Annotated in this window: 25 protein-coding genes; 18 read left to right on the top strand and 7 right to left on the bottom strand. The window is 38.5% G+C overall.

Annotation, left to right across the window (positions count from 1 at the left end; genetic code table 11):
- Nucleotides 1-143 precede the first annotated feature (143 nt).
- Nucleotides 144-1,373 carry a M20 family metallopeptidase gene (locus QUF78_RS13680; protein ID WP_289325072.1) on the top strand — a complete coding sequence of 410 codons (1,230 nt, stop codon included), beginning with the start codon at nucleotides 144-146 and terminating at the stop codon, nucleotides 1,371-1,373.
- Between the two features lie 349 nt (nucleotides 1,374-1,722).
- On the opposite strand, the gene QUF78_RS13685 is transcribed toward QUF78_RS13680, so the two are convergent.
- A complete protein-coding gene (locus tag QUF78_RS13685; RefSeq protein ID WP_289325073.1) occupies nucleotides 1,723-2,388 on the bottom strand; it encodes a GntR family transcriptional regulator in 666 nt (221 codons plus the stop codon).
- Between the two features lie 384 nt (nucleotides 2,389-2,772).
- Here QUF78_RS13685 and QUF78_RS13690 point away from each other — a divergent pair, with 384 nt between their 5' ends.
- The 12 genes from QUF78_RS13690 (at nucleotide 2,773) to QUF78_RS13745 (ending at nucleotide 14,808) form a co-directional block, all read left to right on the top strand.
- Nucleotides 2,773-3,933, top strand: coding sequence for a CaiB/BaiF CoA transferase family protein (locus tag QUF78_RS13690; protein WP_289325074.1), 1,161 nt, complete (start codon nucleotides 2,773-2,775; stop codon nucleotides 3,931-3,933).
- A 15-nt stretch (nucleotides 3,934-3,948) separates the two neighbouring features.
- Nucleotides 3,949-4,890 (top strand): hydroxymethylglutaryl-CoA lyase, encoded by a 942-nt coding sequence (locus QUF78_RS13695; RefSeq protein WP_289325075.1) that lies wholly within the window; start codon nucleotides 3,949-3,951, stop codon nucleotides 4,888-4,890.
- Between the two features lie 185 nt (nucleotides 4,891-5,075).
- Nucleotides 5,076-6,380, top strand: a complete 1,305-nt coding sequence (locus QUF78_RS13700) for a CitMHS family transporter (RefSeq protein ID WP_262868906.1) — start codon at nucleotides 5,076-5,078, stop codon at nucleotides 6,378-6,380.
- A 10-nt stretch (nucleotides 6,381-6,390) separates the two neighbouring features.
- Entirely contained in the window at nucleotides 6,391-7,578 is a 1,188-nt protein-coding gene (locus QUF78_RS13705) for a CaiB/BaiF CoA transferase family protein (RefSeq protein ID WP_289325076.1), read from the top strand.
- Nucleotides 7,579-7,622: 44 nt separating this feature from the next.
- A complete protein-coding gene (locus tag QUF78_RS13710) occupies nucleotides 7,623-8,486 on the top strand; it encodes an HpcH/HpaI aldolase/citrate lyase family protein (protein ID WP_289325077.1) in 864 nt (287 codons plus the stop codon).
- Nucleotides 8,487-8,537: 51 nt separating this feature from the next.
- Nucleotides 8,538-9,935: an acyclic terpene utilization AtuA family protein gene (locus QUF78_RS13715; protein WP_289325078.1), complete on the top strand. Its 1,398-nt coding sequence runs from the start codon at nucleotides 8,538-8,540 to the stop codon at nucleotides 9,933-9,935.
- On the top strand, nucleotides 9,895-10,227 hold the full coding sequence (locus tag QUF78_RS13720) for an AtuA-related protein (RefSeq protein WP_289325079.1): 333 nt from the start codon (nucleotides 9,895-9,897) through the stop codon (nucleotides 10,225-10,227). Before QUF78_RS13715 ends, QUF78_RS13720 begins: the two co-directional genes overlap by 41 nt.
- 372 nt (nucleotides 10,228-10,599) lie before the next feature.
- Nucleotides 10,600-11,397 (top strand): DUF2935 domain-containing protein, encoded by a 798-nt coding sequence (locus tag QUF78_RS13725; protein ID WP_289325080.1) that lies wholly within the window; start codon nucleotides 10,600-10,602, stop codon nucleotides 11,395-11,397.
- 234 nt (nucleotides 11,398-11,631) lie between these two features.
- Entirely contained in the window at nucleotides 11,632-12,282 is a 651-nt protein-coding gene (locus QUF78_RS13730) for a GntR family transcriptional regulator (RefSeq protein WP_289325081.1), read from the top strand.
- 113 nt (nucleotides 12,283-12,395) lie between these two features.
- The gene (locus QUF78_RS13735; protein ID WP_289325082.1) at nucleotides 12,396-13,184 is read left to right on the top strand and encodes an SDR family NAD(P)-dependent oxidoreductase; all 789 of its coding nucleotides are present in this window, start codon (nucleotides 12,396-12,398) and stop codon (nucleotides 13,182-13,184) included.
- Between the two features lie 34 nt (nucleotides 13,185-13,218).
- The gene (locus QUF78_RS13740; protein ID WP_289325083.1) at nucleotides 13,219-13,971 is read left to right on the top strand and encodes an SDR family NAD(P)-dependent oxidoreductase; all 753 of its coding nucleotides are present in this window, start codon (nucleotides 13,219-13,221) and stop codon (nucleotides 13,969-13,971) included.
- Between the two features lie 51 nt (nucleotides 13,972-14,022).
- Nucleotides 14,023-14,808 carry a glucose 1-dehydrogenase gene (locus QUF78_RS13745; protein ID WP_289316446.1) on the top strand — a complete coding sequence of 262 codons (786 nt, stop codon included), beginning with the start codon at nucleotides 14,023-14,025 and terminating at the stop codon, nucleotides 14,806-14,808.
- 241 nt (nucleotides 14,809-15,049) lie between these two features.
- On the opposite strand, the gene QUF78_RS13750 is transcribed toward QUF78_RS13745, so the two are convergent.
- The gene (locus QUF78_RS13750; protein WP_289325084.1) at nucleotides 15,050-15,205 is read right to left on the bottom strand and encodes a DUF4021 domain-containing protein; all 156 of its coding nucleotides are present in this window, start codon (nucleotides 15,203-15,205) and stop codon (nucleotides 15,050-15,052) included.
- A 220-nt stretch (nucleotides 15,206-15,425) separates the two neighbouring features.
- On the opposite strand from QUF78_RS13750, the gene QUF78_RS13755 reads away from it, so the two are divergent.
- A complete protein-coding gene (locus QUF78_RS13755) occupies nucleotides 15,426-16,073 on the top strand; it encodes a lysozyme family protein (protein WP_289325085.1) in 648 nt (215 codons plus the stop codon).
- A gap of 89 nt (nucleotides 16,074-16,162) precedes the next feature.
- On the opposite strand, the gene QUF78_RS13760 is transcribed toward QUF78_RS13755, so the two are convergent.
- The 4 genes from QUF78_RS13760 to QUF78_RS13775 all read right to left on the bottom strand — a co-directional run bounded on the left by QUF78_RS13760 (nucleotide 16,163) and on the right by QUF78_RS13775 (nucleotide 18,751).
- Nucleotides 16,163-16,714 carry a ribonuclease FAU-1 family protein gene (locus tag QUF78_RS13760; RefSeq protein WP_289325086.1) on the bottom strand — a complete coding sequence of 184 codons (552 nt, stop codon included), beginning with the start codon at nucleotides 16,712-16,714 and terminating at the stop codon, nucleotides 16,163-16,165.
- A gap of 223 nt (nucleotides 16,715-16,937) precedes the next feature.
- Nucleotides 16,938-17,435 (bottom strand): VOC family protein, encoded by a 498-nt coding sequence (locus QUF78_RS13765; protein ID WP_289325087.1) that lies wholly within the window; start codon nucleotides 17,433-17,435, stop codon nucleotides 16,938-16,940.
- A 369-nt stretch (nucleotides 17,436-17,804) separates the two neighbouring features.
- The gene (locus tag QUF78_RS13770; protein WP_289327314.1) at nucleotides 17,805-18,218 is read right to left on the bottom strand and encodes a VOC family protein; all 414 of its coding nucleotides are present in this window, start codon (nucleotides 18,216-18,218) and stop codon (nucleotides 17,805-17,807) included.
- A 65-nt stretch (nucleotides 18,219-18,283) separates the two neighbouring features.
- Nucleotides 18,284-18,751 carry a DinB family protein gene (locus tag QUF78_RS13775; RefSeq protein WP_289325088.1) on the bottom strand — a complete coding sequence of 156 codons (468 nt, stop codon included), beginning with the start codon at nucleotides 18,749-18,751 and terminating at the stop codon, nucleotides 18,284-18,286.
- Between the two features lie 152 nt (nucleotides 18,752-18,903).
- Here QUF78_RS13775 and QUF78_RS13780 point away from each other — a divergent pair, with 152 nt between their 5' ends.
- On the top strand, nucleotides 18,904-19,395 hold the full coding sequence (locus QUF78_RS13780; protein WP_289325089.1) for a hypothetical protein: 492 nt from the start codon (nucleotides 18,904-18,906) through the stop codon (nucleotides 19,393-19,395).
- 209 nt (nucleotides 19,396-19,604) lie between these two features.
- Entirely contained in the window at nucleotides 19,605-19,985 is a 381-nt protein-coding gene (locus QUF78_RS13785; RefSeq protein ID WP_063233829.1) for a VOC family protein, read from the top strand.
- 85 nt (nucleotides 19,986-20,070) lie between these two features.
- On the opposite strand, the gene QUF78_RS13790 is transcribed toward QUF78_RS13785, so the two are convergent.
- Entirely contained in the window at nucleotides 20,071-20,391 is a 321-nt protein-coding gene (locus QUF78_RS13790; RefSeq protein WP_289325090.1) for a 2Fe-2S iron-sulfur cluster-binding protein, read from the bottom strand.
- Between the two features lie 266 nt (nucleotides 20,392-20,657).
- On the opposite strand from QUF78_RS13790, the gene cdaS reads away from it, so the two are divergent.
- Both cdaS and map read left to right on the top strand, forming a co-directional pair.
- Nucleotides 20,658-21,278: a sporulation-specific diadenylate cyclase CdaS gene (gene cdaS, locus QUF78_RS13795; protein WP_289327315.1), complete on the top strand. Its 621-nt coding sequence runs from the start codon at nucleotides 20,658-20,660 to the stop codon at nucleotides 21,276-21,278.
- 254 nt (nucleotides 21,279-21,532) lie between these two features.
- Nucleotides 21,533-22,279: a type I methionyl aminopeptidase gene (map, locus tag QUF78_RS13800; RefSeq protein ID WP_289316415.1), complete on the top strand. Its 747-nt coding sequence runs from the start codon at nucleotides 21,533-21,535 to the stop codon at nucleotides 22,277-22,279.
- Nucleotides 22,280-22,364: the final 85 nt, after the last annotated feature.

Below are 22,364 nucleotides of genomic sequence, written 5' to 3' on the forward strand. Positions count from 1 at the left end.
TTCAATTAAAAAAGGGAAGGCAAACAAAGGACTTTTTAACATTGTCTTTTTTGAATATTACGAGTATACGAACGTTTCTCCAATTGAAGGTTAACTCACCGCCAATCATGAAAAAATTTCTAATAGAAAGGGAGTATTTACGAATGAGCGTACAGCAAATGCATGCTAGGAGAATTAGAGATAAAGAGGAAGTAATCCGACTTACTCAGTCCCTTGTCAAAATTGAAAGTGTCTATCGCCCCGGAGTGGAAGGGGGAAACGAAGAAAAAGTCGCGAACTATGTAGCAAACTATCTAAGGGAACTAGGGATTGAGGTATATATTGAAGAAGTAGAGGCTGGCCGTCCAAATGTTATCGGTATTGTTGATTCCGGCAGACCCGGAAAAACGTTACTTTTCGAAGGACATACGGATGTGGTAACGGAAGGAGATCGGGAAGCTTGGAAGTACGATCCTTTTGGAGCTGAAATAGTAAATGGAAAAATGTATGGCCGAGGGACAAATGATACAAAAGGAAATCTTTCGTGTATGATTACTGCTGTTCATTCCTTATTAAGAGATAAGGAATACTGGTCTGGGAAAATTATTTTATGCATTCCTTGTGATGAAGAGGGAATGATGATTGGCATTAAGCATTTTATCAAACAAGGATGGGCAAAAGATGTAACAGGCGCTATCATTTGTGAACCTGAAGAAAATGAAGTCTGTATTACACAAAAGGGGGCCATGCGGATTGCCATTAATGTTTACGGAAAAATGGCTCATGGAGCTATGCCTTTAAGCGGGATCAATCCGAATACACGTATGGCTAAAATAATCTGTGAAATTGATAAGTTAGAAACTCTTGAGAAAGAACGTCTTGGAAAGCATGATCTGTTGGGGTGGCCCTCCATAACACCTACAATCATAATGGGTCCTGTTCACGGGGAAGCACAAATTAATGTCGTTCCAGATCAATGCATGACCACATTGGATATTCGAACTATACCTGGACAAGAGCATAAGGTTATAAAATCTCAATTGCAAAACATAATAGACAAACTTGCTAAAGATGATCCTGATTTTAAAGCAGAAATCGAAGTGATTGAGGAACGTCCATGGACCATTACTGACCGTGATAACCCTGTGGTCACGGCTGTTGCAAAAGCTGCTCAGATCGTTACGGGAAAAGAAGCTGTGTATAACGGTGTCCCGGGAGCAACAGATGGGACATTCCTGCATATGGCTGGTATTCCAATTGTCACGATTGGAGCGGGGGAAAGGGATGTACCACACCAAATAAATGAATATGTAGATGTTGAAGAGCTTGCGGAGACAACAGAAATCTATCGGACTGCCGCCCTTATTTTTTTAAATGAAGAATCATCATATTAATAAAGGATATAAAATTACTGTCAAAATTGGATAGGTCTTATATCAGATTTTATGCGAATATCATTAGACGACATTAACAGTTAAAATATCCGAACTGACACAATAACCTAATAAAAACAGTACATCACTACAGGTCATATAGCTCCAAGTAATTTGATGGATATGTTAAATAATACCTAAGTAGCATCATCTGTCACTTTGATATTTTTTTGCATGTATAACAAATAAAAAAGATCATACATATTAGTCCTAACTAATATGTATGATTTTTTTTTATCTTTTAAACTTAATGAGGAAGTGTCGCTTATTTCTTTTAAAGCTTACAATAAAAAATTGAAAATAATATCCTTTATTGATCAATGATTGACTTGAAAGTTGCTTTTATTGTATTGAAGCTTTTTTCGATATGGGAATGCATTTCCTGTTCGGCTTGTACCGGATCTTTATTCTGAATGGCTAGAAGGATCCGTTCATGATCATCTACAAAATCGGAAAAGTTTTTAAAATGTACTTTTAAAATGCTGGTCCTTATATATAGTATTTTCGTCTTGATAACATCGCATAATTGGATTAATTGGTGGTTGTGGGAAGCAAGATCAATGATATCGTGAAATTCCTGATTTAGTTGTGTAAGCTTTTTTGTATCATTCATATTCACGGCTATTTTAGAGTCATTTATTACTTCGACCAACTTGCTTAATTCCTCGTCCGTGATATTCTTAGTGGCTAATTTAACAGCTAAAGATTCAAGGCTAATTCGGCATTGATATACATCAATAATGTCCTGTACGCTAGGGTTATAAACTGATATGGCCTTACCTTCACGAACCAGTAGGTAATCTTTCAATAACATCTGGAAGGCTTCTCTAATTGTACCCCGGCTAACCCCGATTCTTTCAGCAACCCTGGTTTCGACCAAACGCTCTCCAGGCTGATATTCACCATCTATAATCATACCTTTCAGGATGTGATATACCTGATTATGAAGCAGTTCAGTTTTTTGTATTTCTTTCATAATAGCCTCCCTATGTAACAATTTATACCTTCAATTTATTAGATTTTTCAGTTCATAGATATATTTCAATAATAAAAGCTTAAATCCTACTTTAATAGCTCAAATTATAGCACAAAATCGTTGACGGTTAACCGTTGACATTATAATAATTGTCAATTATTATAAGAATTATCAAAATTCAGGAAAGGTTTTGATTTAGTGGATTTGACTTTGTGAAAAGAGAGCGTTTACATTTAAAGTCGAATTTCTACCTTAACCTATCTAGATAGAAATACTAAAAAGAGGTGAATGCACATGGGTGAAGATATAAAACAGGGTGCGTTGAAGGGATTAAAGGTATTGGAATTAGGTAGTTTGATAGCTGGTCCTTTTGCCGGATGATTAATGGCCGACTTTGGTGCCGAGGTAATAAAAGTAGAACCTCCAGGAAAGGGGGACCCTATCAGAAATTGGAGATTGCTATATGAGGGCACATCCTTATGGTGGTTTGTTCAATCAAGGAACAAAAAAAGTATTTCATTGGACTTACGCAAAACGGAAGCCCAAGAGATCATTCGGGAATTAACAAATGAAGTGGATATTATTATTGAAAACTTCAAACCGGGGACTATGGAGAATTGGGGGCTGGGTTATGAGGATTTAAAAAAAATTAATCCTAAGATAATTATGGTTAGGGTATCAGGATATGGCCAAGATGGACCTTACCGAAATAAGCCAGGGTTTGGAAGTATTGGAGAAGCAATGGGGGGGATTCGTTATTTAACAGGCTATCCTGATAGGCCACCAACAAGGGTCGGAGTTAGCTTGGGAGATTCTGTAACTGCATTATATGCTGTTATGGGGGCCCTAATGGCTGTATATCATAGAGACCAACCTGGGGGAGAAGGACAATGTGTTGACGTCGCTCTATATGAATCTATCTTCAGTTTAATGGAAAGTGCAGTTCCGGAGTACGACCATTACGGAGTGGTTCGTGAAAGAACCGGAAGCACCCTACCAGGAATTGCACCTTCGAATACATATCCTTGCAGGGATGGGAAATATATTGTTATCGGAGCAAACGGAGATGGCATTTTCAAGAGGCTTATGGAGGTTATCGAAAGGCCAGATTTAAGGGATGACCTTAAATTCTCATCTAATGACGGACGTGTACAGAATGCTGAGTATTTAGATGAAGTGATTGGTGGTTGGACAATACAACATAATTTAGCTGATGCCTTGGTATTACTTGATGATTCAGACATACCCGCAGGATCAATTTATAGTGTTAAGGACATGATGCATGATCCACATTTTCTTGCTAGGGAAATGATCTATAATATGGATGTTGATGGCCTTGGAAAACTTAAAGTCCCAGGCATTGTACCCAAGTTGAGCAAAACTCCCGGAAGTATTAATTGGGCTGGACCAAAACTAGGGGAGCATACAGAACAGGTTTTAAAAGGGAATTTGGAATTAGCTGAGGATAAATATGATGAGTGGCTCGCTTCCGGGGTTATTTCAGATCATGAAACTATTAAGCTGAAAAATAGTAGTCCAAAATGAGGAGATGAAATAAAAATGAACTTACCAAAACGTGTTGAAATCATAGAATCTGGACCAAGGGACGGAATTCAGAATGAAAAAAATTTTATTCCAACTGATTCGAAATTGCAGCTGATACAAGCGTTGAGTGAGACGGGAATAAAAAGAATGGAAGCTACTTCATTCGTTTCACCTAAACATGTACCACAGATGGCTGATGGAGCCGAAGTTTTTATAAATATCAACAAACGAGAAGATGTGCAATACATGACCTTGATTCCAAATAAGAGGGGGTTTGATTTGGCTAAAGATGTAGGGGCGACCAGTCTGGCTTTGTTTGTTGCAGCGAGTGAGACGTTCAATAAAAAAAATGTAAGGATGTCCATTGAAGAGTCCTTATGCCAGTTATCCTCTGTTGTAGAGGAGGCTAAGAATGAAAATATGTTCATACGGTTCCATATCTCAACTGCTTTTTATTGCCCATATGAAGGTCCGGTTCAGGAAGAGGCAACCCTTGGTCTTGTTCAGACGTTAGAAAAATTAAATGTGGACGAAATTGTGCTTTGCGATACAATAGGCCGGGCTAATCCTAAGCAAGTATATCAATTGTTCGGTAAAACATTGGACCTCTCACCCACAGCGAAAATAGCTGCCCATTTCCATGATACTTATGGTTTATCAAAAGCCAACTCATTAGCAGCATTGCAAGCGGGTATTACTTCTTTTGATACTTCCATAGGAGGATTGGGTGGTTGTCCCTTTGCGCCTGGAGCTGCAGGAAACGATGCAACTGAAGACTTTGTATTCATGCTTCATGAAATGGGAATAGAGACTGGCATAGATTTTGATAAACTTTTGCATTGTGTAACTCTGATAAAAAAAATGACGAATCGTACCTTGACTGGCCACCTCCACAAAATAGCAAATCCATACTCCTCAGATAATGACACCAATGATACTGTAAAACAGAACTCTTAACCGTTTTTTCTTACAAATATATATCACTCCCTCCATATAAAGAGCAACTTGTGATTTCTCTTCATGACAAGGAATGTAACCGTTTTCTCGGAGAATTTGAAAGGTTTTTAGAAATTTTCCTCAAATCCTTTCATTTGAAATAGATATAAAGGCTACAAATAAATCATTTACAAGGGGATATGTGAATGGCTATTTTAGGGTTTCTGATGATTGGTACATTTCTTTATTTAGTAATGTCAAAACGAGTTTCTGTTTTAATCGCATTTGCACTTGTGCCGATTATATTTGCACTTATCGGCGGTTTTGGTTTGGAAATAGGGAAAATGATGTTGGATGGAATTGCAAAAGTTACACCGACAGGTATCATGATTGGTTTCTCCATTTTGTATTTTGGTTTGATGATCGATAGGGGCTTATTTGACCCAATGATATCCCGGCTCATTCGTTTTGCAAAAGGAGATCCTCTAAAAATAGTTATGGCCACGGCTTTCATAACTTTAATAGTTGCTTTGGATGGGGACGGATCAGCAACTTTCATGATAACAGTCACGGCTTTGTTGCCAATTTATAAAAGGTTGGGCATGAGCTCACTTACTTTAGCTGGAGTAGTGGCGTTGGGTGCGGGTGTTATGAATATTATTCCATGGGGAGGGCCGCTAGCTAGAGCAATGGTTTCCCTTGGGGCGGAATCCTCTGAATTGTTTAATCCCATTATTCCAGCCATGTTAGCAGGGGCTGTTTGGGTAGTATTTGTATCGTATATATTTGGTAAGAAAGAACGTAAAAGAATAGGCATTATTAATATTTCGAACAAAGGCGATTCAATGGAATCGGGAGAAATCGCGGCAACACTAGAAATGTCATCGAGTCTGCCGAAACTCTATTGGTTCAACTTAATCTTAACTATTTCTTTGATTGTTGCTTTAATAATGGAAATAATTCCAGTTCCCGTCTTATTCATTATTGCGTTCGCCATTGCTTTGTTAGTGAACTTTCCCGACGTGAAAAAACAGCAAGAACAAATTGCTTCACATGCCCAAAGCATGGTTATGGTATGTACTACCATATTCGCGGCTGGTATTTTCACAGGAATTCTTTCTGGAACTAAGATGATTGACGCAATGGCTGTTTCTATGGTTTCAGCCATACCTGATTGGCTGGGAGGACATCTACCAATCCTGGTAGCCGTGGTCAGTATGCCTTTAAGTTTAATATTTTCTCCTGATGCCTTTTATTATGGGCTACTTCCGGTCCTAAGTGAGGCCGGGGCAGCCTTTGGAGTTGACCCAATAGAAATTGGCAGGGCTGCTTTATTAGGGAACGGGACAACGGGTTTTCCCTTGAGTCCATTGAATCCGTCTGTTTTTGTCCTCATTGGATTATGTAAGGTCGATTTAGGAGATCTTCAGAAAAAGATTTTTTTCTGGGCTTTTGGGAGTACTATCGTGATGACAATCGTGGCATTGCTTACAGGGGCAATACCTCTTTAAATAAGACAGGTTGAAGTATTTATTAGGGAGTGGTTCAATGTTACCTCTTGAGGGAATTACAGTTGTGTCATTAGAACAGGCGGTGGCAGCTCCCTTTGCCTCTCGCCAATTGGCAGACTTGGGAGCGCGTGTGATAAAGGTAGAGAGGCCTGGATCTGGAGACTTTGCACGAAACTATGATTCAACCGTTCACGGAATGTCGAGCCACTTTGTCTGGCTCAATCGGTCGAAAGAATCCTTGACGCTTGATTTAAAACAGGATGCAGCAAAGATGGTTTTGGATAAACTGCTTTCGGAGGCGGACGTATTCATTCAAAACCTGGCACCCGGTGCTGTTGATCGACTTGGTTTCAGTTCGTCTATCCTCAAAGAAAAATATCCTCAACTTGTGATTTGCGGAATTTCTGGGTATGGTACGTTTGGTCCTTATATGGATAAAAAGGCATACGATTTACTCATTCAATGTGAGGCGGGAGTCGTTTCCATTACTGGAACAGAAGACACTCCATCGAAAGCAGGCATATCGATTGCGGATATTGCAGCAGGTATGTATGCATACTCTGGTATATTAACTGCACTTATTTCCCGTTTTAGGACAGGTAAGGGAAAGGTGATGGAGGTTTCAATGCTTGAGGCGTTGGGAGAATGGATGGGATATCCACTTTACTATTCTGGGTATGGTGGGACGGATCCGAAGCGAACTGGGGCAAATCACGCAACGATTTATCCTTATGGTCCGTTCCTTGCAGGGGATGGGAAATTAGTATTCTTGGGCATTCAAAATGAGCGGGAGTGGGAAAGATTTTGTACACAAGTGTTAGAAAAATCCGAATTAACTACTGATAGAAGGTTTCATAGTAATGCATTCCGAGTTTCTAATAGCAGTATTCTTAAGGAAATGATTGACGTTGTTTTTCAAAAAATGAACTCGAGTGAAATAATTGAAAAACTTGAAAAAGCAAAAATTGCGAATGCCCATTTAAATACTTTAGCGGAATTCATCAACCATCCACAATTGAAGATCCGGAAACGTTGGCAAGAAGTCGATTCTCCTGCTGGAAAAATAAACGCACTCATTCCTCCTGTTACTTTCGAAGATGTGGAGCCGGTCATGAATCCTATACCGGATGTTGGCGAGCATACAGAGTCTATACTAAAGGAGTTTGGATTTGAAAACCAAATCATCGGAAAAATATAAGGCATTCACTTCCTGATGATGGAAAAATGAAAAGGGGTGAAGTTATGATTCCTCGGACATGGATGTTCGTTCCTGGATCTGATGAAAAGAAATTAAAGAAAGTGCAGCAATTATGTGCCGATGTATTCATTTATGATTTAGAAGATGCTGTTTCTCCTGAAGGAAAAAAAGATGCAAGAGCGTTAGTGAGGAAATATATCAAAGCGAATCAGGAAAAGGAAAATTTCATCAGAATAAATGGATTTCACACACCATATTTTTACGATGATTTACTTGATCTAATCGATTCCGGCTTGACAGGAATTTTATTACCGAAAGCTGAGACAAAAGAAGAAATTATGTCTTTAGATCATTTATTAGTTGAAAGGGAATCTAAAAGGAATCTAAATAAAGGCCAAATAAAAATTGTACCTTTAATAGAGTCTGCTTTAGGATTATATAATTCTTTTGAAATCGCATCTGCTAGTCAGAGAGTTCAGCAGCTTGCATTCGGTTCCATGGATTATGCATTCGATATAAAAGCAATAATAACGAAGAATGCCCATGAATTGCTCTATGCAAGATCCAAATTGGTTGTTACTTCAAGGGCTGCAGGAGTAGGACCTCCTATTGACACGGTTTATGTTGACATTAAAGATCATAAAGGCTTTCTAGCCGAAACCCAGCTTGTTAAGGAGCTTGGATTTCAAGGGAAATTAATCATTCATCCTGATCAGGTCGATCTTGTAAACCAGGTCTTTGCCCCTAGCCTTGAAGAAATCGAGGAAGCAGAAAGAATTGTAAGTGCGTTCGAACAGGCATTAGTCAAAGGGGAAGGCGTTTTGCAGCTTAATGGGAAAATGGTTGACCTTCCTATTGTAGAACGTGCTAAGCGTACCCTTCAATCAGTTAATTTATATCAATCGTGACGATCAAGTATCGCTCAAGTTCCTACTGGTGCTTGAAGGGAGGAAGTTATTATGAAGAAAATTAGAATTGGTTCGGGTGCGGGATACGCAGGCGATCGAATTGAGCCAGCGATGGAATTAATTCAAAAAGGAAATTTGGATTATATCATCTTTGAATGCTTAGCAGAAAGAACAATTGCTCTTGCTCAGCAGGAGAAAATGAAAAATCCTGATAAGGGGTACAACCATTTACTGAAGTATCGTATGGATAAGGTCTTATCATTGTGTGTCGAGAATAATGTCACATTGATCACCAATATGGGAGCTGCAAACCCCCTCGCCGCTGCTAAGCTTGTTAAGCATTTAGCAGAGGAAAAAGGCATCAGTAATTTAAAAATTGCAGCTGTAAGTGGAGATGATGTATATCCGAACATCGGAAAGTACATGGAATGCACAATAATAGAAACCGGAGTCCCATTGAAAGAGGTGAAGCCTTCCATAATTTCTGCAAATGCTTATATCGGAATTTCTGGAATTGTGACCGCTTTACGGGAAGGGGCAGATATTGTAATTACGGGCAGGGTATCAGATCCTTCATTAGTAGTTGCCCCACTTAAGCATGAATTTGGTTGGCAGGATACAGACTATGAGCTTCTTGGTAAGGGGACAGCCGTGGGTCATTTACTCGAGTGTGCAGCCCAAGTGACCGGTGGTTATTTCGCAGATCCGGGGTATAAGGATGTTCCTGACTTATGGAATGTCGGTTATCCGATCGCCGAAGTACAGGAGAATGGGGAATTTTTTTTAACCAAGCTTGAGGATTCGGGAGGCATGGTTACGGCTGCTACCGTAAAGGAACAGGTTGTATATGAAATTCACGACCCAACCCGATATCTTACCCCCGATGTTATCGCTGATTTTTCTCAAATAGAAGTGATAGAAAAAGAAACAAATCAAGTGCATATTAAGGGAGTGTCTGGAAAAGAGAAGAGCGGTTACTATAAAACGAGCATCGGCTATATGGACGGATACATAGTTGAAGCAGAAATTAGTTACGGAGGTTCGGGTTGTTTGGAAAGGTCAAGACTTGCGGAAGAAGTAGTGAGACACCGGTTGATTCAGGCTAAAATTGAGATTCAAGAATTGAGAATCGATCATATTGGTTCTAATTCGCTGTATGGATCTTCTATTTCGGCACCGTTGTATGACAGAGAAAGACTATCGGAGGTACGATTAAGGGTGGCAGCCAGGACTGCTGATGAAGAAGCCGCTATTGTGATCGGCCAAGAGGTGGAAGCACTATATACTAATGGGCCTGCTGGAGGCGGTGGTGTTCGGGTTAGTGTCCAAGAGGTTGTATCAATTGCCTCAATTCTTATTCCTAGCGAAGATATTACAATCGACGTAACGTACGAGGAGGTCGACAAGATTGAAACTCAAGCAAGTCACTCACTCAAGATCAGGGGATAAAGGAAATATTTCAAATGTTTCCGTCATCGTCTATCGTATGGAAGATTATGAAAAAGTAAAAAAACAGGTAACAGCAGAAAAGGTTAAGGATTACTTTCACGAAATAGTGAAGGGAGATGTGGTTAGGTATGAACTGCCAAAAATTGGCGCATTGAATTTTGTCATGCAAAACGCATTAGGCGGAGGTGTCACAAAATCACTTACTTTGGATAGACATGGAAAAAGCATGAGCTCTGCTCTAATGGATATGGAAATCGATATGGAAGTTGATGTAAATGATTCAAATTATTAATATTCTTACCGAGCCAATTATTCAGGGGCTCGTTTTTTGTATTCCGAAATTTTACGGAAGATATAAGTCTATTTAAAAGTTATAGAAGATATACTTTTGAAATCAGATCTTATATATAAACTGTTTGGATTAATCAATCCGATCACTACGTTAAGATTATTTGAGTAAGGTATAACTAGTTAGGAAGCATTCAATAGCTCCTTGGTTAGTATAAGTTTGATGAGCAAAGTGGGCACCTTTCTCTTTCCGTTAAGAATGATAATCATATACTGAAAATTTGCTGACCTTTTTTCATTTTTTGTTCATAAGTTTATCCGTAAGGGATAAAAAATCATAAGTGTTTTCGATACTTTTAAATATGGGGGAGAGCAAATGAACGAGTTTTTGGAGAAAACAGCAAGATTCGAGCATCGTTTTTGGCTGCAAATCTTAGGTGACCATGCCAGGTTCATCCATGAGTCTTTAGCTCCGGTTGAAGTGGAAAACATTGAAATGGCCTCAGAATTCATTCGAGTTTTTGATACTCTCCTTGGTAAAGCCAATTCGGAGGAGATTTCGCAACTTACTGCCATTGCAGAATCTGAGGCGTTAAGACTTCGTGAGTTTAAGCTATGCCTTTTAAAAGAGCATCTGGTAGGTAAAATTAAAATACATCTTTCACCTACATTCCTAAATCATATGGTGAACGAATTAGAAGAATATTTAAGATTATTGAAATACTTCAATTCAAATCAAATGCCGCCGGTTTTTCATGAACTCCATCATCATTTGATTTGGTTGTTAGATGCGGCAGGGCATGCAGGTGCAATATCATCCAATATGGATGAAGTTGAAAAAAGATTAAAGGAGAAAAGTGAACAATATAAAAAACATTTTAATGATTTTTATATTAAAGCTGTTGAGATGGCTGGATATTTACGAACCAATTTGTCAACATTCCCAGCATTGGAAAAAATGAATGCGGACGTCACATTGGAGATTAAACTCTTTCAGCACTTTCTGCTTGAATTGGAGGAACTTGAGCTTAGTGCACAGGTTCTTGGAACGCTTTCCCCATTAATGGCAGATCATATGTGGCGTGAAGAATGTTATTATTTAACCAAACTCGCTGAATCGACAAACACAGAAAAGCCAAACTGCGATCCAGCAAAACCGAGGCTCGTGGATTAATATAGTGCATATAGAGCCCTTCTATTAGTCGGGCTCTCAGTTTGTCGACAAAATGGAGGGATTACTGAAAAAAACTTTGTCAACAGCCTGGGTTTTACCCATAGGACATGGTTTAAGACGTTTTGGTTGTTTCCATTACGGGTGCTGTAAATTTATAAGGAAGATAATTCCTATCAATATGATATACTAAAATGACTAAAATTAATTATTATAGAAGTATAGGAGTGCTGAAAGATGTTTGGAAATACTTCCAATTTAACAAATGGCATTTATTTTGGAGAATCGCTGCCACAACAAATCGCTAAACACATTTTAAAAAAAATCATTGAAGGAGAAATAGAAGCTGGAGAGAAAATCGTCGAAGAAGACATTTCCAAAGAATTGAATACGAGCCGTGCACCAGTTCGCGAAGCACTTTATCTATTGCAGGTTGACGGGATTGTTGAGAGAATACCGAGGCGGGGAACAATCGTCAAGCCATTTTCACAAAAGGAAATCATTGAATATAATGATGTTACGATTGGGCTGATCCAAATGGGGATTGAATTTTCCCAAGGGAATTGGCACGAAGAAAATAAGCAATCATTAAGAAAGCATTTGGAAAGTGCAACCGATGAGTGTGAAAAAAGTAATGTATTCGAGTATCAAAAAAGGGCTACACAGATATTTCGATATATTTTTTCAATCGCTGAAAACAAGGCATTATCAAGATTTTTTGAAGAGGCCAGTCATATTCTCATGGTTTTTGCCCAAAGTCAATGGAGTATAGAAACAATGGAAAATTTCCATTTTAGTTTAAAAATGTCCATTGAAGCCATTCTTGAAGACGATGTCATTAAAGCAAAAAGTGAAATTCATGAAGCTTTGAATCGTGGAGTGATGTAGAGTCTTTGACTCTAATTCTAAATTGTCGACAATCGACAAAAATAATGTTATCATGTAACCGTATTCAATAAAGAATATCATCACGAAGATCAAAGGGAGAAAGGGAGAATACTATGCAAACATTTGATTTTACAGAAAAAGTAGCAATCGTTACCGGTGGCGGCGGGGGTATCGGCCGGGCAGCGTCTATTACACTTTCAGAAAATGGAGCCAAAGTGGTTGTTGTAGACCTTTCCGAAGAGGCTGGCATGCTAACGGTAAATAAAATCAAAGAAAAAGGCGGCGAAGCGAAATTCGTTAAAGCCGATGTTACAAAGGAAGACGATATAAAAAATTATGTTCAAAAAACGATAGATCTCTATGGGAAAATCGATATTTTCCTGAATAATGCAGGGTGGGAAGGCAAAATAATGCCGCTTATCGACTATCCTGCTGAGGTTTTCGATCAATTAATGTCAATAAATGTACGCGGCGTTTTCTTGGGCTTGAAACATGTATTGCCCCATATGATCGAACAAAAAAGCGGGGCGGTCGTGAATACTGCTTCTGGAGCTGGTTTACTGGCAACGCCAAACATGGTGGCATATGGAGCAAGTAAACATGCGGTTCTTGGAATGACGAAAACAGCTGGTGTCGAAGTTGCTCCCCATGGTGTCCGGGTGAATGCCGTTTGCCCAGGTGTGGTCAATACCGCTATGATGCGTTCGATTGAAAGTGGATTTGGTCAAGGTGATTCCGCGGCAGCTGAAAAGGCTAGAAAACAGCTGGAAGCAACAACTCCGGATGGGCGTTATGCCGAACCGCAGGAAATTGCAAATCTAATGATGTACTTAGTATCCGATCTTTCCAGCCACATTACGGGTCAAGAACTTGTAATCGACGGCGGGGCCATTTTAATCTGATAAGCAAAAAACTTTATTGTAGGGGGACGAATAGATGAGTTTAAAAGGAAAGGTCATAATAATTACAGGAGCAGGCAGCGGAATTGGAAAGGAAACGGCATATAAATTAGCTGAACAGGGAGCTATTGTCGTAGCGGCTGATTACAATGATGTTGCGGCTAAGGAAACTGCGGAGATCATTCAACAAAAGGGAGGCACGGCAACTTTTGTGAAAGTGGATGTAGCTAAAGCGGAAGAAGTGGAAGCGATGGTCGAAGCTGCAATCGCCAATCATGGCACCATCAATGGCATTTTCAACAACGCTGGAATTGGATTAGTAAAACCATTTTTGGAGATGGATCCAGAGTCATACCACAGAGTCGTGGATGTTGACCAACACGGCGTTTATTATGGCATGTATTATGCAGCAAGGAAAATGGTGGATCTTGGTGTAACAGGCGCCACGATTGTTAACACAGCCTCCATATATGGGACGATGGTTTCTATTGGCAGCTTTAATTACCATGCTGCAAAAGCTGCAGTCATCGCCATGACCAAATCTGGAGCAATTGAACTTGCGCAATATGGGATTCGTGTTGTCGGTGTGGCACCAGGTTTTATCGAAACACCGATCATTGGTGACGATCAAGAGTTCCTGGACAGTTTGGCACAACTCCATATGAGGAAAAAATTGATTCAGCCAGAAAAAGTTGCAGAAGTAGTAACCTTCTTGTTCTCTGAAAAAGCGGATGCCATTAATGGACAAGTCATTCCGGTTGATGATGGATTCCTAAGCTTTAAGGGGTAATCAGTATAATCAAATAGATTTTCGATAACTTAAAAAAGGGAGTTTTGACATATGAGCAATCGATTCGATGGCAAAGTTGTAATCATTACTGGGGCAGGATCAGGCTTAGGACAAGCGGCCGCATTGGAAATGGCTAAAGAAGGGGCTAAACTTTCATTAATTGATTTAAACGATGCATCTTTGGAAGTGACAAAAAAATTAATCTTAGAAATTGCACCAAAATCCGACGTGCTTCTGATTACTGCAGATGTATCGGATGAAGAAGCAGTAAAGAACTATGTAGACCAAACAGTCAGCAAATATGGTAGAGTCGATGGATTCTATAATAATGCGGGTATCGAAGGTAAACAGGCCCCAATGGCTGAGTACGATAGCAAAGTTTTCAACAAAGTAACGGACATCAATATCAATGGTGTATTCTATGGTATGAAATACATTCTGCCAATCATGAAAGAACAAGGATCAGGGGCAGTGGTGAACGTGGCCTCCGTAGGTGGAATTCGTGCTGTGCTTAACCAAAGTGCGTACGTTGCAAGTAAACATGCTGTAGCAGGCTTAACAAAAACAGCTGCCATAGAATATGGTCAATATGGAATCAGCATAAATGCCATTGCACCAGGAGTAATCTTAACAGCGATGGTAGAAGGTTCATTCAGGCAAATAGGCGGAGAGAATTGGGAGGAAGCAATGGCGGATTTCGTCAGTGTGAATCCTAAGAAACGCTTCGGTAAACCTGAAGAAGTCGGCCGTTTAGTCGCGTTCCTATTATCAGGGGAATCAGAGTTCATCAACGGGGTAGTCATTCCGATTGATGGCGGACAATCTTCACAATACTAATTAAGCAAAGGGAGTGACTGTATTAGGTCACTCCCTTTTTAATGGTATCCTTAATAGTTAGTGACTAAAACGAAATTGGAAAAAACGATGATTTCTGGGTTTTTGTTTTTTGCATATTCCAAAATCTGTTCATATGAAACAAAATACGACCCTTTAGAATAGATTCAATAAGCTCATAACAGATGAACACATAAAAAAAACGCCATATAAGGCGCTTAACATATATTAAAGAAACCAATCTTTACTTTTCTTTATCGTGAAGCTTATCTTCATATTCTGTTTCCAACATACCATACAGACCATTCATTTCTTGTTCATCAGGATCTGCCCCAAACTCTTTTCTATATTTTTTCTTTTTATCATCATGGATTTCTTCTTTTTCATTCTCCTTGTCCATACATATCACCTCCAACCAATAGGGTGTCTCATTGTCCGAATAAATATACGTGAGTGAGCTTAGGTGCATTAGGGTTTGACACTAAGGTCAGAAATTGAAGATTGATTACTAATTTCATTAAGCTCATTTTATTGAACTATTAATTGGTATTCTAAATAGTTATTACTCTTACTATTTGTTAAGATATAAATATATAACTTAGAGATAACGGAGAGAGAATTTGAAGAAGAAACGTAAGAAATCAAAGAATTTTTTTGTGATTTTTATCCTGATTTTCGTATTTTTGCTCATAAAGGAAATCATGCAAACCCCCTATTCCGAAAATGTTTCCACATCAGTAAATACGCTTGATTCTTTTGCGAACGTGAAAAAGTATAGTTCACTTCTACGTGACGAGTTGGCTAAGTACGGACTTGAGGAGCATACTTCGACATTGATTGCTTTGATGCAGCAGGAAAGCCGAGGGCGGGGCGGTGACCCAATGCAGGCATCTGAGTCAGCGGGGCTTGATCCAAATACAATCACAGATCCAACGGAGAGCATTAAGTATGGGGTAAAACATTTTAAGAGAATCAATGAATATGGCAATGAAAAGGGCGTGGATTTTGCCACGATCATTCAAGCATATAACATGGGAATTGGTTATATTGATTTCGTTGCGAATGAAGGGGGCAAGCATAATGAAGAGCTTGCGAAGAGGTTCTCCATGCTTCAGGTAGAAAAAAACCCCACGCTCTATGATTGCGGCGGAGACAAAGAGAATTTCCGATATCCATATTGCTACGGTGACTACTCATACAGTGCGAAGGTATCCAAGAACATTGAGGATCTTTCCGACAGTCTATCGGCTCAAGCTGATGGTGAGTGAGGGAGAACAAAAAGCCTACTTCAGTAAGTAGGCTTTTTGTTTATGGTAATGGTTTTCGTGTGGTGAAATTCAAAGAATCGAAACCAATGTCATCTCTTGTTCAACCATGGAAGAAGGTCTTTATGTTTATAGAGTTTCCCGGATTCTGAAATGGTTTGTGTTAGAAGACTATCAATGGAATTAAGTAAAGAGTTTAGGGTTTGTTTAACAGAACCGTTCTCAAATTGGTCTAATGGCACAGGTAACTCATCTTCGTCCAAAATAAAGTAATCCCCATTAGGAAGAACCAAAATATCAATGATCAAATCTTCAAAGGATACCAATCTATCCGTCATATATGTATTTTTTACAATATTGAAATAGGAACCTAGATAATTTCCTTCATTATCCCTCCAAATGTAGAGATTATAAGGGCGATCCTTCCAATAATAAGCAATCGTATAACTGCCTATCGGAATGGTTAATTTTATAGTACCTGCTTTCATCGTGAACGAATCCATGATTTCATGAAAAAGCACGACATGTTGATTTTGTGCTTTTAACAGCATACAGATGTGATCAACAACTATGGAGTCGTAGCGGATTTTTCTTTCTATTATTTCATCGCCACGTTGAAGTGCCAGTGTAAATATATTGTCCATCGTTTCTATTTCTCCCTTAAAAACTATGCCATTATACTTAAGAAGATTTTACTTTTCTAATGGGGTATCGCCAGAAAAATGCGGATTTTAAATTTTAGGAAATTCAAATATCAAAACCTACTTTCACACCTGCAATACCGAGAAACTAGGCTTTAGTCACTTCAAAATCGTACACTTTTCTGGAATAAACACAACTTGCTAGATAGTAGTTTCTTGGATCCTATCATATATACGCCTGCTTTAAAGTTTTAATGTCAATTTTCTTCATTTGGAGCAGCGCTTTCATAACTCTTTCCGATATTTCAGGATTGGAGTCGTTGACCATCTCGGATAGATTCGCAGGGACAATTTGCCATGACACACCAAATCGATCTTTCAGCCAACCGCACACTTGTGCCTTTTTGTCTCCGCCTTCGGAAAGTTTTTCCCAATAATAATCCACCTCTTCTTGATCATCGCAATTGATGATAAATGATATCGCCTCGGTGAATTTGTATTGCGGACCGCCATTTAATGCTACGAATGTTTGTCCTTCCAGTTCAAATTCCACGGTCATCACTGATCCCTCTAGCATCCCGTGGATTTGATTTCCTTCATTTCCATAGCGGGTGATTCTTCCAATCTTAGAATTTTCGAAGATGGAAGTGTAGAACTTCGCCGCCTCTTCAGCTTGTCTATCAAACCACAAGTTGGTTGTGATTTTTTGAATTTTATTTTTCATGATTTTTTCTCCTTTATTGTCTTCATGTTTAGCCGGTTTTCGATACATATTATCAGGGAAATGCGAATTTATTCGATAAGATTAAATATTTTGAAGGTACCCCATTACTATACACCATTTATTATGACCCAAAAAAATCATGTTAGGGTTAGGGTGAAGTCAAAAGCCGTTTTGTGTATTCATTTTTCCCTATCATTTAACTATTTCCCTTAATTTTAATGACCTAAATATATAGAGCCCCATCTCTAAGGATTGACGAAAAATTATTTCCCTATGCTAGTTACAATATCTTTGCCTCCTGGTGATGGAAATACAAAAGGATATAGAAACTTTTCACCATTGAAAAGTCCTATATCCAAATTTCATTTCTCAGCCCTCGAAGTTGAATTGCCATTTGATTCCGAATTTATCGGTTAACTGACCGTAAATTCTACTCCAGAATGTTTCTTGGAGCTCTAGACCAACCGTGCCGCCTTCACTTAGTTTGTTAAAGATCGATTTAATTTCATCCAAATCATTACCGACATATGCCAGGCTGATATTGTTTCCTTCAACAAAAGGCATACCAGGAAAAGTATCTGAAAACATGATATTGCTTCCATTAATATTTAGCCTTGTATGCATGACTAAATCTTTCGCTTCTTCTGGAAGAGTAAATTCCGGATTAGGCGGAGTTTCCCCAAAGGTCATGATATTTGGTTGTTCCGTTCCAAAAACCTCTGCGTAAAACTCTACAGCTTCTCGACAATTTCCATTAAAATTAAGATATGCATCAACTGATATTTATCTCACTCCTATTTTTTTATTTCTTTTTCGTTGCTACAAGTTTAAGACATAATGTTTCATTATTACCTGACGAAAAATTCCGGTGGTTCAATACCGAGCGTTCTAAGATAGATATAACCCTGTCCCCTATGATGGATCTCATTTTCCAAGGCATATTGAAGTCTATCAAAGTGGCTTTGTGAGGGACCGAAAAAGGGATCCTTTTCCACCACTCCAAGTGTTTCCTCGGTCATTTCCTCCCATAGTTTCCTAGTATCATCCCTTACTGCTTCGCATGCTGATAACAGTGCCTCTTTTGTAGTAATTTCAGCAAACGAATCTGGATACTCCCATTTACCAAGTGCAATTCCACGAATATATCCAGTCTCAATGTTCATGATTTCTTTAACCATCTCTGCGAAAGGGCGAAGCTTCCCGGCCGGTGTATAGTGAAATAATTCCTCTTCAGGAAAGGCTTCCACCACCCGCAACGTCAATCTCCTGTTGCCTTCCAATATATTTAACAAACCCTCTTTTGATAGAACCACCATTTCACTCTCCTTTAGAAATACTCTGTATAGAAGTTCTGGGAAAAATCGAAAAGTCCTGCAAAATTCTGTATATAAAGATTGCATAGCCTTTCTTAACTATCGGGGGAGACTTATAATTAACACTTAGATAATTAATAAAGGGGAAATGACATATGTTCGGTTCCTTAAATAGAACAAAATTAATAAAAAATGATTTAAAAGGCATTGCGAAATTAATGTATCAGGATGTGTCAGAAGATACTTGGGATCAAGAGAACCTAACAAAGAGAAATTTAGATTTCACTATTGAAAGCATTCGCTATATAGATGCTTATACGGAAAGATTAAGTACTACTCAAATGGGTAGTGAACTTTTAAAGTTTCATTTTGATAATTTTGTAAAAAGGATAGGTGCCTATATCGGTGAAGTTATAAGAAGGCATATAAATCAAGATTATAAATGGTATGAATATGATTCTGTACATCATTTTTCTTCTACACTTGATGGGGTGCATAGGGGCATTAAATCAGAGACGGTTCTTTATTCCAAAAAGAGAGATAGAGTTATAGTACCATTAACTGTGGTAGCGCAATTTCTGGAAGGGAATTCGACACATACAGATTTCTTGGAATATGTAGAAGAAATAATAAAGCAAAATTCGTAAGAGATATCTGCTTTTTTAAGCAATTGTCGAGATTCAAAAAATGTTGATTTATTTGACTACCCAAAAGACGGGAAATTGAATTTTGGTAAATATTGATTAAATCTTGCATTTATAATACGATTTAATCAGTTATATATTTCCAACCTACATCATGCTTATACGTAAATGATATCTTTAATAACGGAACCAGCAGAAAGGGAGAGAAGCAAATGATTAATAAAGTCGGTCAAATTATGTTATATGTAAATAACCAAGACGAGTCATTGAAATTTTGGACGGAAAAATTCGGTTTTAGCGTAATTTCTGAAGAAGATAACGGCCAAGGACTAAGATGGATTGAAATAGCCCCAACAAAGGAAGCACAAACGAGCATCATCCTGCATAATAAGGAATTCATTGCTAAAATGCAGCCTGAATTAAATCTTAATACACCTTCATTAATGTTTTACTCGGATAATCTTGATGAATTATATAAAGACTTTTCGGAGAAGAATATCAAAGTGGGAGAACTTGTAAATATGCCATCTGGAAGAGTCTTCAATTTTGCTGATAATGAAGATAATTACTTTGCGGTCATGGAAAAGAAGTAACTCTTTTGGCTATCAAAACGACTAGAAAAACTATTTTTAGTCGTTTTGATGTTTTTTGATTAAACTACGGCACTTATGAAACTATTTAGTCAGCAGGCCTTGGCCCAGCAGGAATTCCAGAGTTTTCTACCGTCTTGATCGGCCGAATGGTTATGTCTCCATTCACGTAAATTTGACAAGATAAACGCAAATGATCTTCCATTCCTTTTTCTTCAAAGCTCTTTTTTTCTTTATGTGTGTCCTCCAAAAAATCACCTGCCAATATTTCAACTCTGCAAGTTGTGCATTTAGCCTTCCCTCCGCATCGGTGGAGAATATTTATACCGTTGTCTTCCAATGCCAATACTAACTTTTTTCCCATTTCAACTTCAAACGTTCCTTGATCAAATACTGATACATAAGGCATCTAATACCACCTCTTATTATAGGATATCTTTCAACAGGTCATTAACATATCTATTCTCTTACCTTGTCCATATGACATAAAAAAATGTGAAGTCATAGTAAAGATGAATAATTAATTATCGAGAAGACAAACTTTAAGTACATTCAAAATAATAAATTTAACAAGGCATAAATAGAGCTAGGGAAAATAGAATTGTCTTTTAGAGGCCCATTGAGATTTATTGAAAAAAAGAAAGTGAAATAATAAAAGGAGGGAGGTGCATGCCTGTGAATAATGGCAATTGTGATTTTTCACCAATGAAACAAATGTTAAAAGAGGATTTACGTCAAGTAATATCAGCATTACAGGATAACCTAGACGCAATGGGTGACGAAAGTTATTGTCTTCTTGGAAATTTCGAGAAAATAAAGGATAAATTCATATACATCGATATGAAAGCAGCAACGTTTTATTTGAACTGTTATTTGTCACCGTTTACGGACAAATATCCCGAATTATCAATTTGCGTACAAAATTTGTCGAATTTGAGACATGGCGGGTTGATTGTGATTCAACGGGGAGATCCTCTTGATTCATTGATTCAACCCGGTATTTCAATAGGAGCGGAGTTAACCCATTCTTTATTGGAATCAATTTTTTTTCCTGGAAATCCGCTACATGATGGTGCCGTTTTGGTTAGTCAAAATCAGATTGTTTCCGCAGCAAATGTCCTCCCGCTTTCAGACAGATCAACAGGGGGAAAAAAACTTGGAACACGCCACCGCTCAGCATTAGGTTTATCTGAACGAAGTGATGCCCTTGTATTGGTAGTATCAGAGGAAACAGGAAGAGTTTCATTTGCGTTAAATGGGAATCTGTACCCAATTAATGCACATGGGCCGATATAGAATTTTTGAGAATTAAGTCCCAGGGTGATTATAATGTTCTAGGTAATTCACTCCTGTAATATTCATTTGTGTAAAAACGTAAACGCTAGCCTCCATTGTTAGCACTTTCGTAATTCAAATGCATATTTTTCTCAGTATTACAGGTAACCCGGTGAATTTTTACCGGGTTTTTGGTTGCTTTTTATATAAAAAAAGGCATATGATAACTAAGGAGATTAAATCAGTAAAGATATAAAACGAAAGAGGATTTTTAAATGATAACTATTAAAAGTGAACGAGAAATACATTTGATGCATGAAGCTGGCAAACTTCTTGCTGCGACGCATAGAGAAATCGCTAAAATGATAAAACCGGGCATTACGACTTGGGAAATCGAAGAGTTTGTCGATAAATACTTGGCAGAGCACGGTGCTACACCTGAACAAAAGGGTTATAACGGCTACAAATATGCAACGTGCGCATCGGTGAATGATGTAATTTGCCACGGCTTCCCGCAAAAGAAAGCCCTGAAAGAGGGAGACATCGTAACGATTGATATGGTGGTGAACCTAAACGGCGGTTTGGCGGATTCAGCTTGGACATATGCAGTCGGTGAAGTTTCAGATGAAGCTCAGCGTTTAATGGATGTAACTAAGAATGCTCTATATAGAGGCATCGAAGTTGCACGTGCAGGTAATCGTCTCGGGGACATAGGGCATGCAATCCAGTCATATGCAGAAGGTGAAAAGTTTTCAGTTGTCCGCGATTTTACAGGACACGGAATCGGAAAAACCATGCACGAAGACCCGACCGTTTTACATTATGGTAAACCAGGTAAAGGTGCCCGTCTTAAAGAAGGTATGGTCATCACGATTGAGCCTATGTTGAATGCAGGAACATGGCATATGAAAATGGACCAAGACGGATGGACGGCGAGAACGGCAGATGGAAAGATTTCTGCCCAATATGAACATACTCTCGTTATTACAAAAGAAAATCCAATCATTTTAACGGAACAATAAACAAAAAGAAGAAATGGCCTAATCGCGGACCGTTTCTTCTTTTTTTGTTTTAAACTATTTTACAATAAACCTCGACAGAATATTC

This window comes from Peribacillus sp. ACCC06369, from assembly GCF_030348945.1.
Lineage (GTDB): Bacteria > Bacillota > Bacilli > Bacillales > DSM-1321 > Peribacillus.

Excerpts from the sequence above, each read along its gene's own strand:
- QUF78_RS13680 (WP_289325072.1), top strand. The coding sequence starts at position 144 with ATGAGCGTACAGCAAATGCATGCTAGGAGAATTAGAGATAAAGAGGAA.
- QUF78_RS13685 (WP_289325073.1), bottom strand. The coding sequence starts at position 2,388 with ATGAAAGAAATACAAAAAACTGAACTGCTTCATAATCAGGTATATCAC.
- QUF78_RS13690 (WP_289325074.1), top strand. The coding sequence starts at position 2,773 with ATGGCCGACTTTGGTGCCGAGGTAATAAAAGTAGAACCTCCAGGAAAG.
- QUF78_RS13695 (WP_289325075.1), top strand. The coding sequence starts at position 3,949 with ATGAACTTACCAAAACGTGTTGAAATCATAGAATCTGGACCAAGGGAC.
- QUF78_RS13700 (WP_262868906.1), top strand. The coding sequence starts at position 5,076 with ATGGCTATTTTAGGGTTTCTGATGATTGGTACATTTCTTTATTTAGTA.
- QUF78_RS13710 (WP_289325077.1), top strand. The coding sequence starts at position 7,623 with ATGATTCCTCGGACATGGATGTTCGTTCCTGGATCTGATGAAAAGAAA.
- QUF78_RS13715 (WP_289325078.1), top strand. The coding sequence starts at position 8,538 with ATGAAGAAAATTAGAATTGGTTCGGGTGCGGGATACGCAGGCGATCGA.
- QUF78_RS13725 (WP_289325080.1), top strand. The coding sequence starts at position 10,600 with ATGAACGAGTTTTTGGAGAAAACAGCAAGATTCGAGCATCGTTTTTGG.
- QUF78_RS13730 (WP_289325081.1), top strand. The coding sequence starts at position 11,632 with ATGTTTGGAAATACTTCCAATTTAACAAATGGCATTTATTTTGGAGAA.
- QUF78_RS13735 (WP_289325082.1), top strand. The coding sequence starts at position 12,396 with ATGCAAACATTTGATTTTACAGAAAAAGTAGCAATCGTTACCGGTGGC.
- QUF78_RS13740 (WP_289325083.1), top strand. The coding sequence starts at position 13,219 with ATGAGTTTAAAAGGAAAGGTCATAATAATTACAGGAGCAGGCAGCGGA.
- QUF78_RS13745 (WP_289316446.1), top strand. The coding sequence starts at position 14,023 with ATGAGCAATCGATTCGATGGCAAAGTTGTAATCATTACTGGGGCAGGA.
- QUF78_RS13750 (WP_289325084.1), bottom strand. The coding sequence starts at position 15,205 with ATGGACAAGGAGAATGAAAAAGAAGAAATCCATGATGATAAAAAGAAA.
- QUF78_RS13760 (WP_289325086.1), bottom strand. The coding sequence starts at position 16,714 with ATGGACAATATATTTACACTGGCACTTCAACGTGGCGATGAAATAATA.
- QUF78_RS13765 (WP_289325087.1), bottom strand. The coding sequence starts at position 17,435 with ATGAAAAATAAAATTCAAAAAATCACAACCAACTTGTGGTTTGATAGA.
- QUF78_RS13775 (WP_289325088.1), bottom strand. The coding sequence starts at position 18,751 with ATGGTGGTTCTATCAAAAGAGGGTTTGTTAAATATATTGGAAGGCAAC.
- QUF78_RS13780 (WP_289325089.1), top strand. The coding sequence starts at position 18,904 with ATGTTCGGTTCCTTAAATAGAACAAAATTAATAAAAAATGATTTAAAA.
- QUF78_RS13785 (WP_063233829.1), top strand. The coding sequence starts at position 19,605 with ATGATTAATAAAGTCGGTCAAATTATGTTATATGTAAATAACCAAGAC.
- QUF78_RS13790 (WP_289325090.1), bottom strand. The coding sequence starts at position 20,391 with ATGCCTTATGTATCAGTATTTGATCAAGGAACGTTTGAAGTTGAAATG.
- map (WP_289316415.1), top strand. The coding sequence starts at position 21,533 with ATGATAACTATTAAAAGTGAACGAGAAATACATTTGATGCATGAAGCT.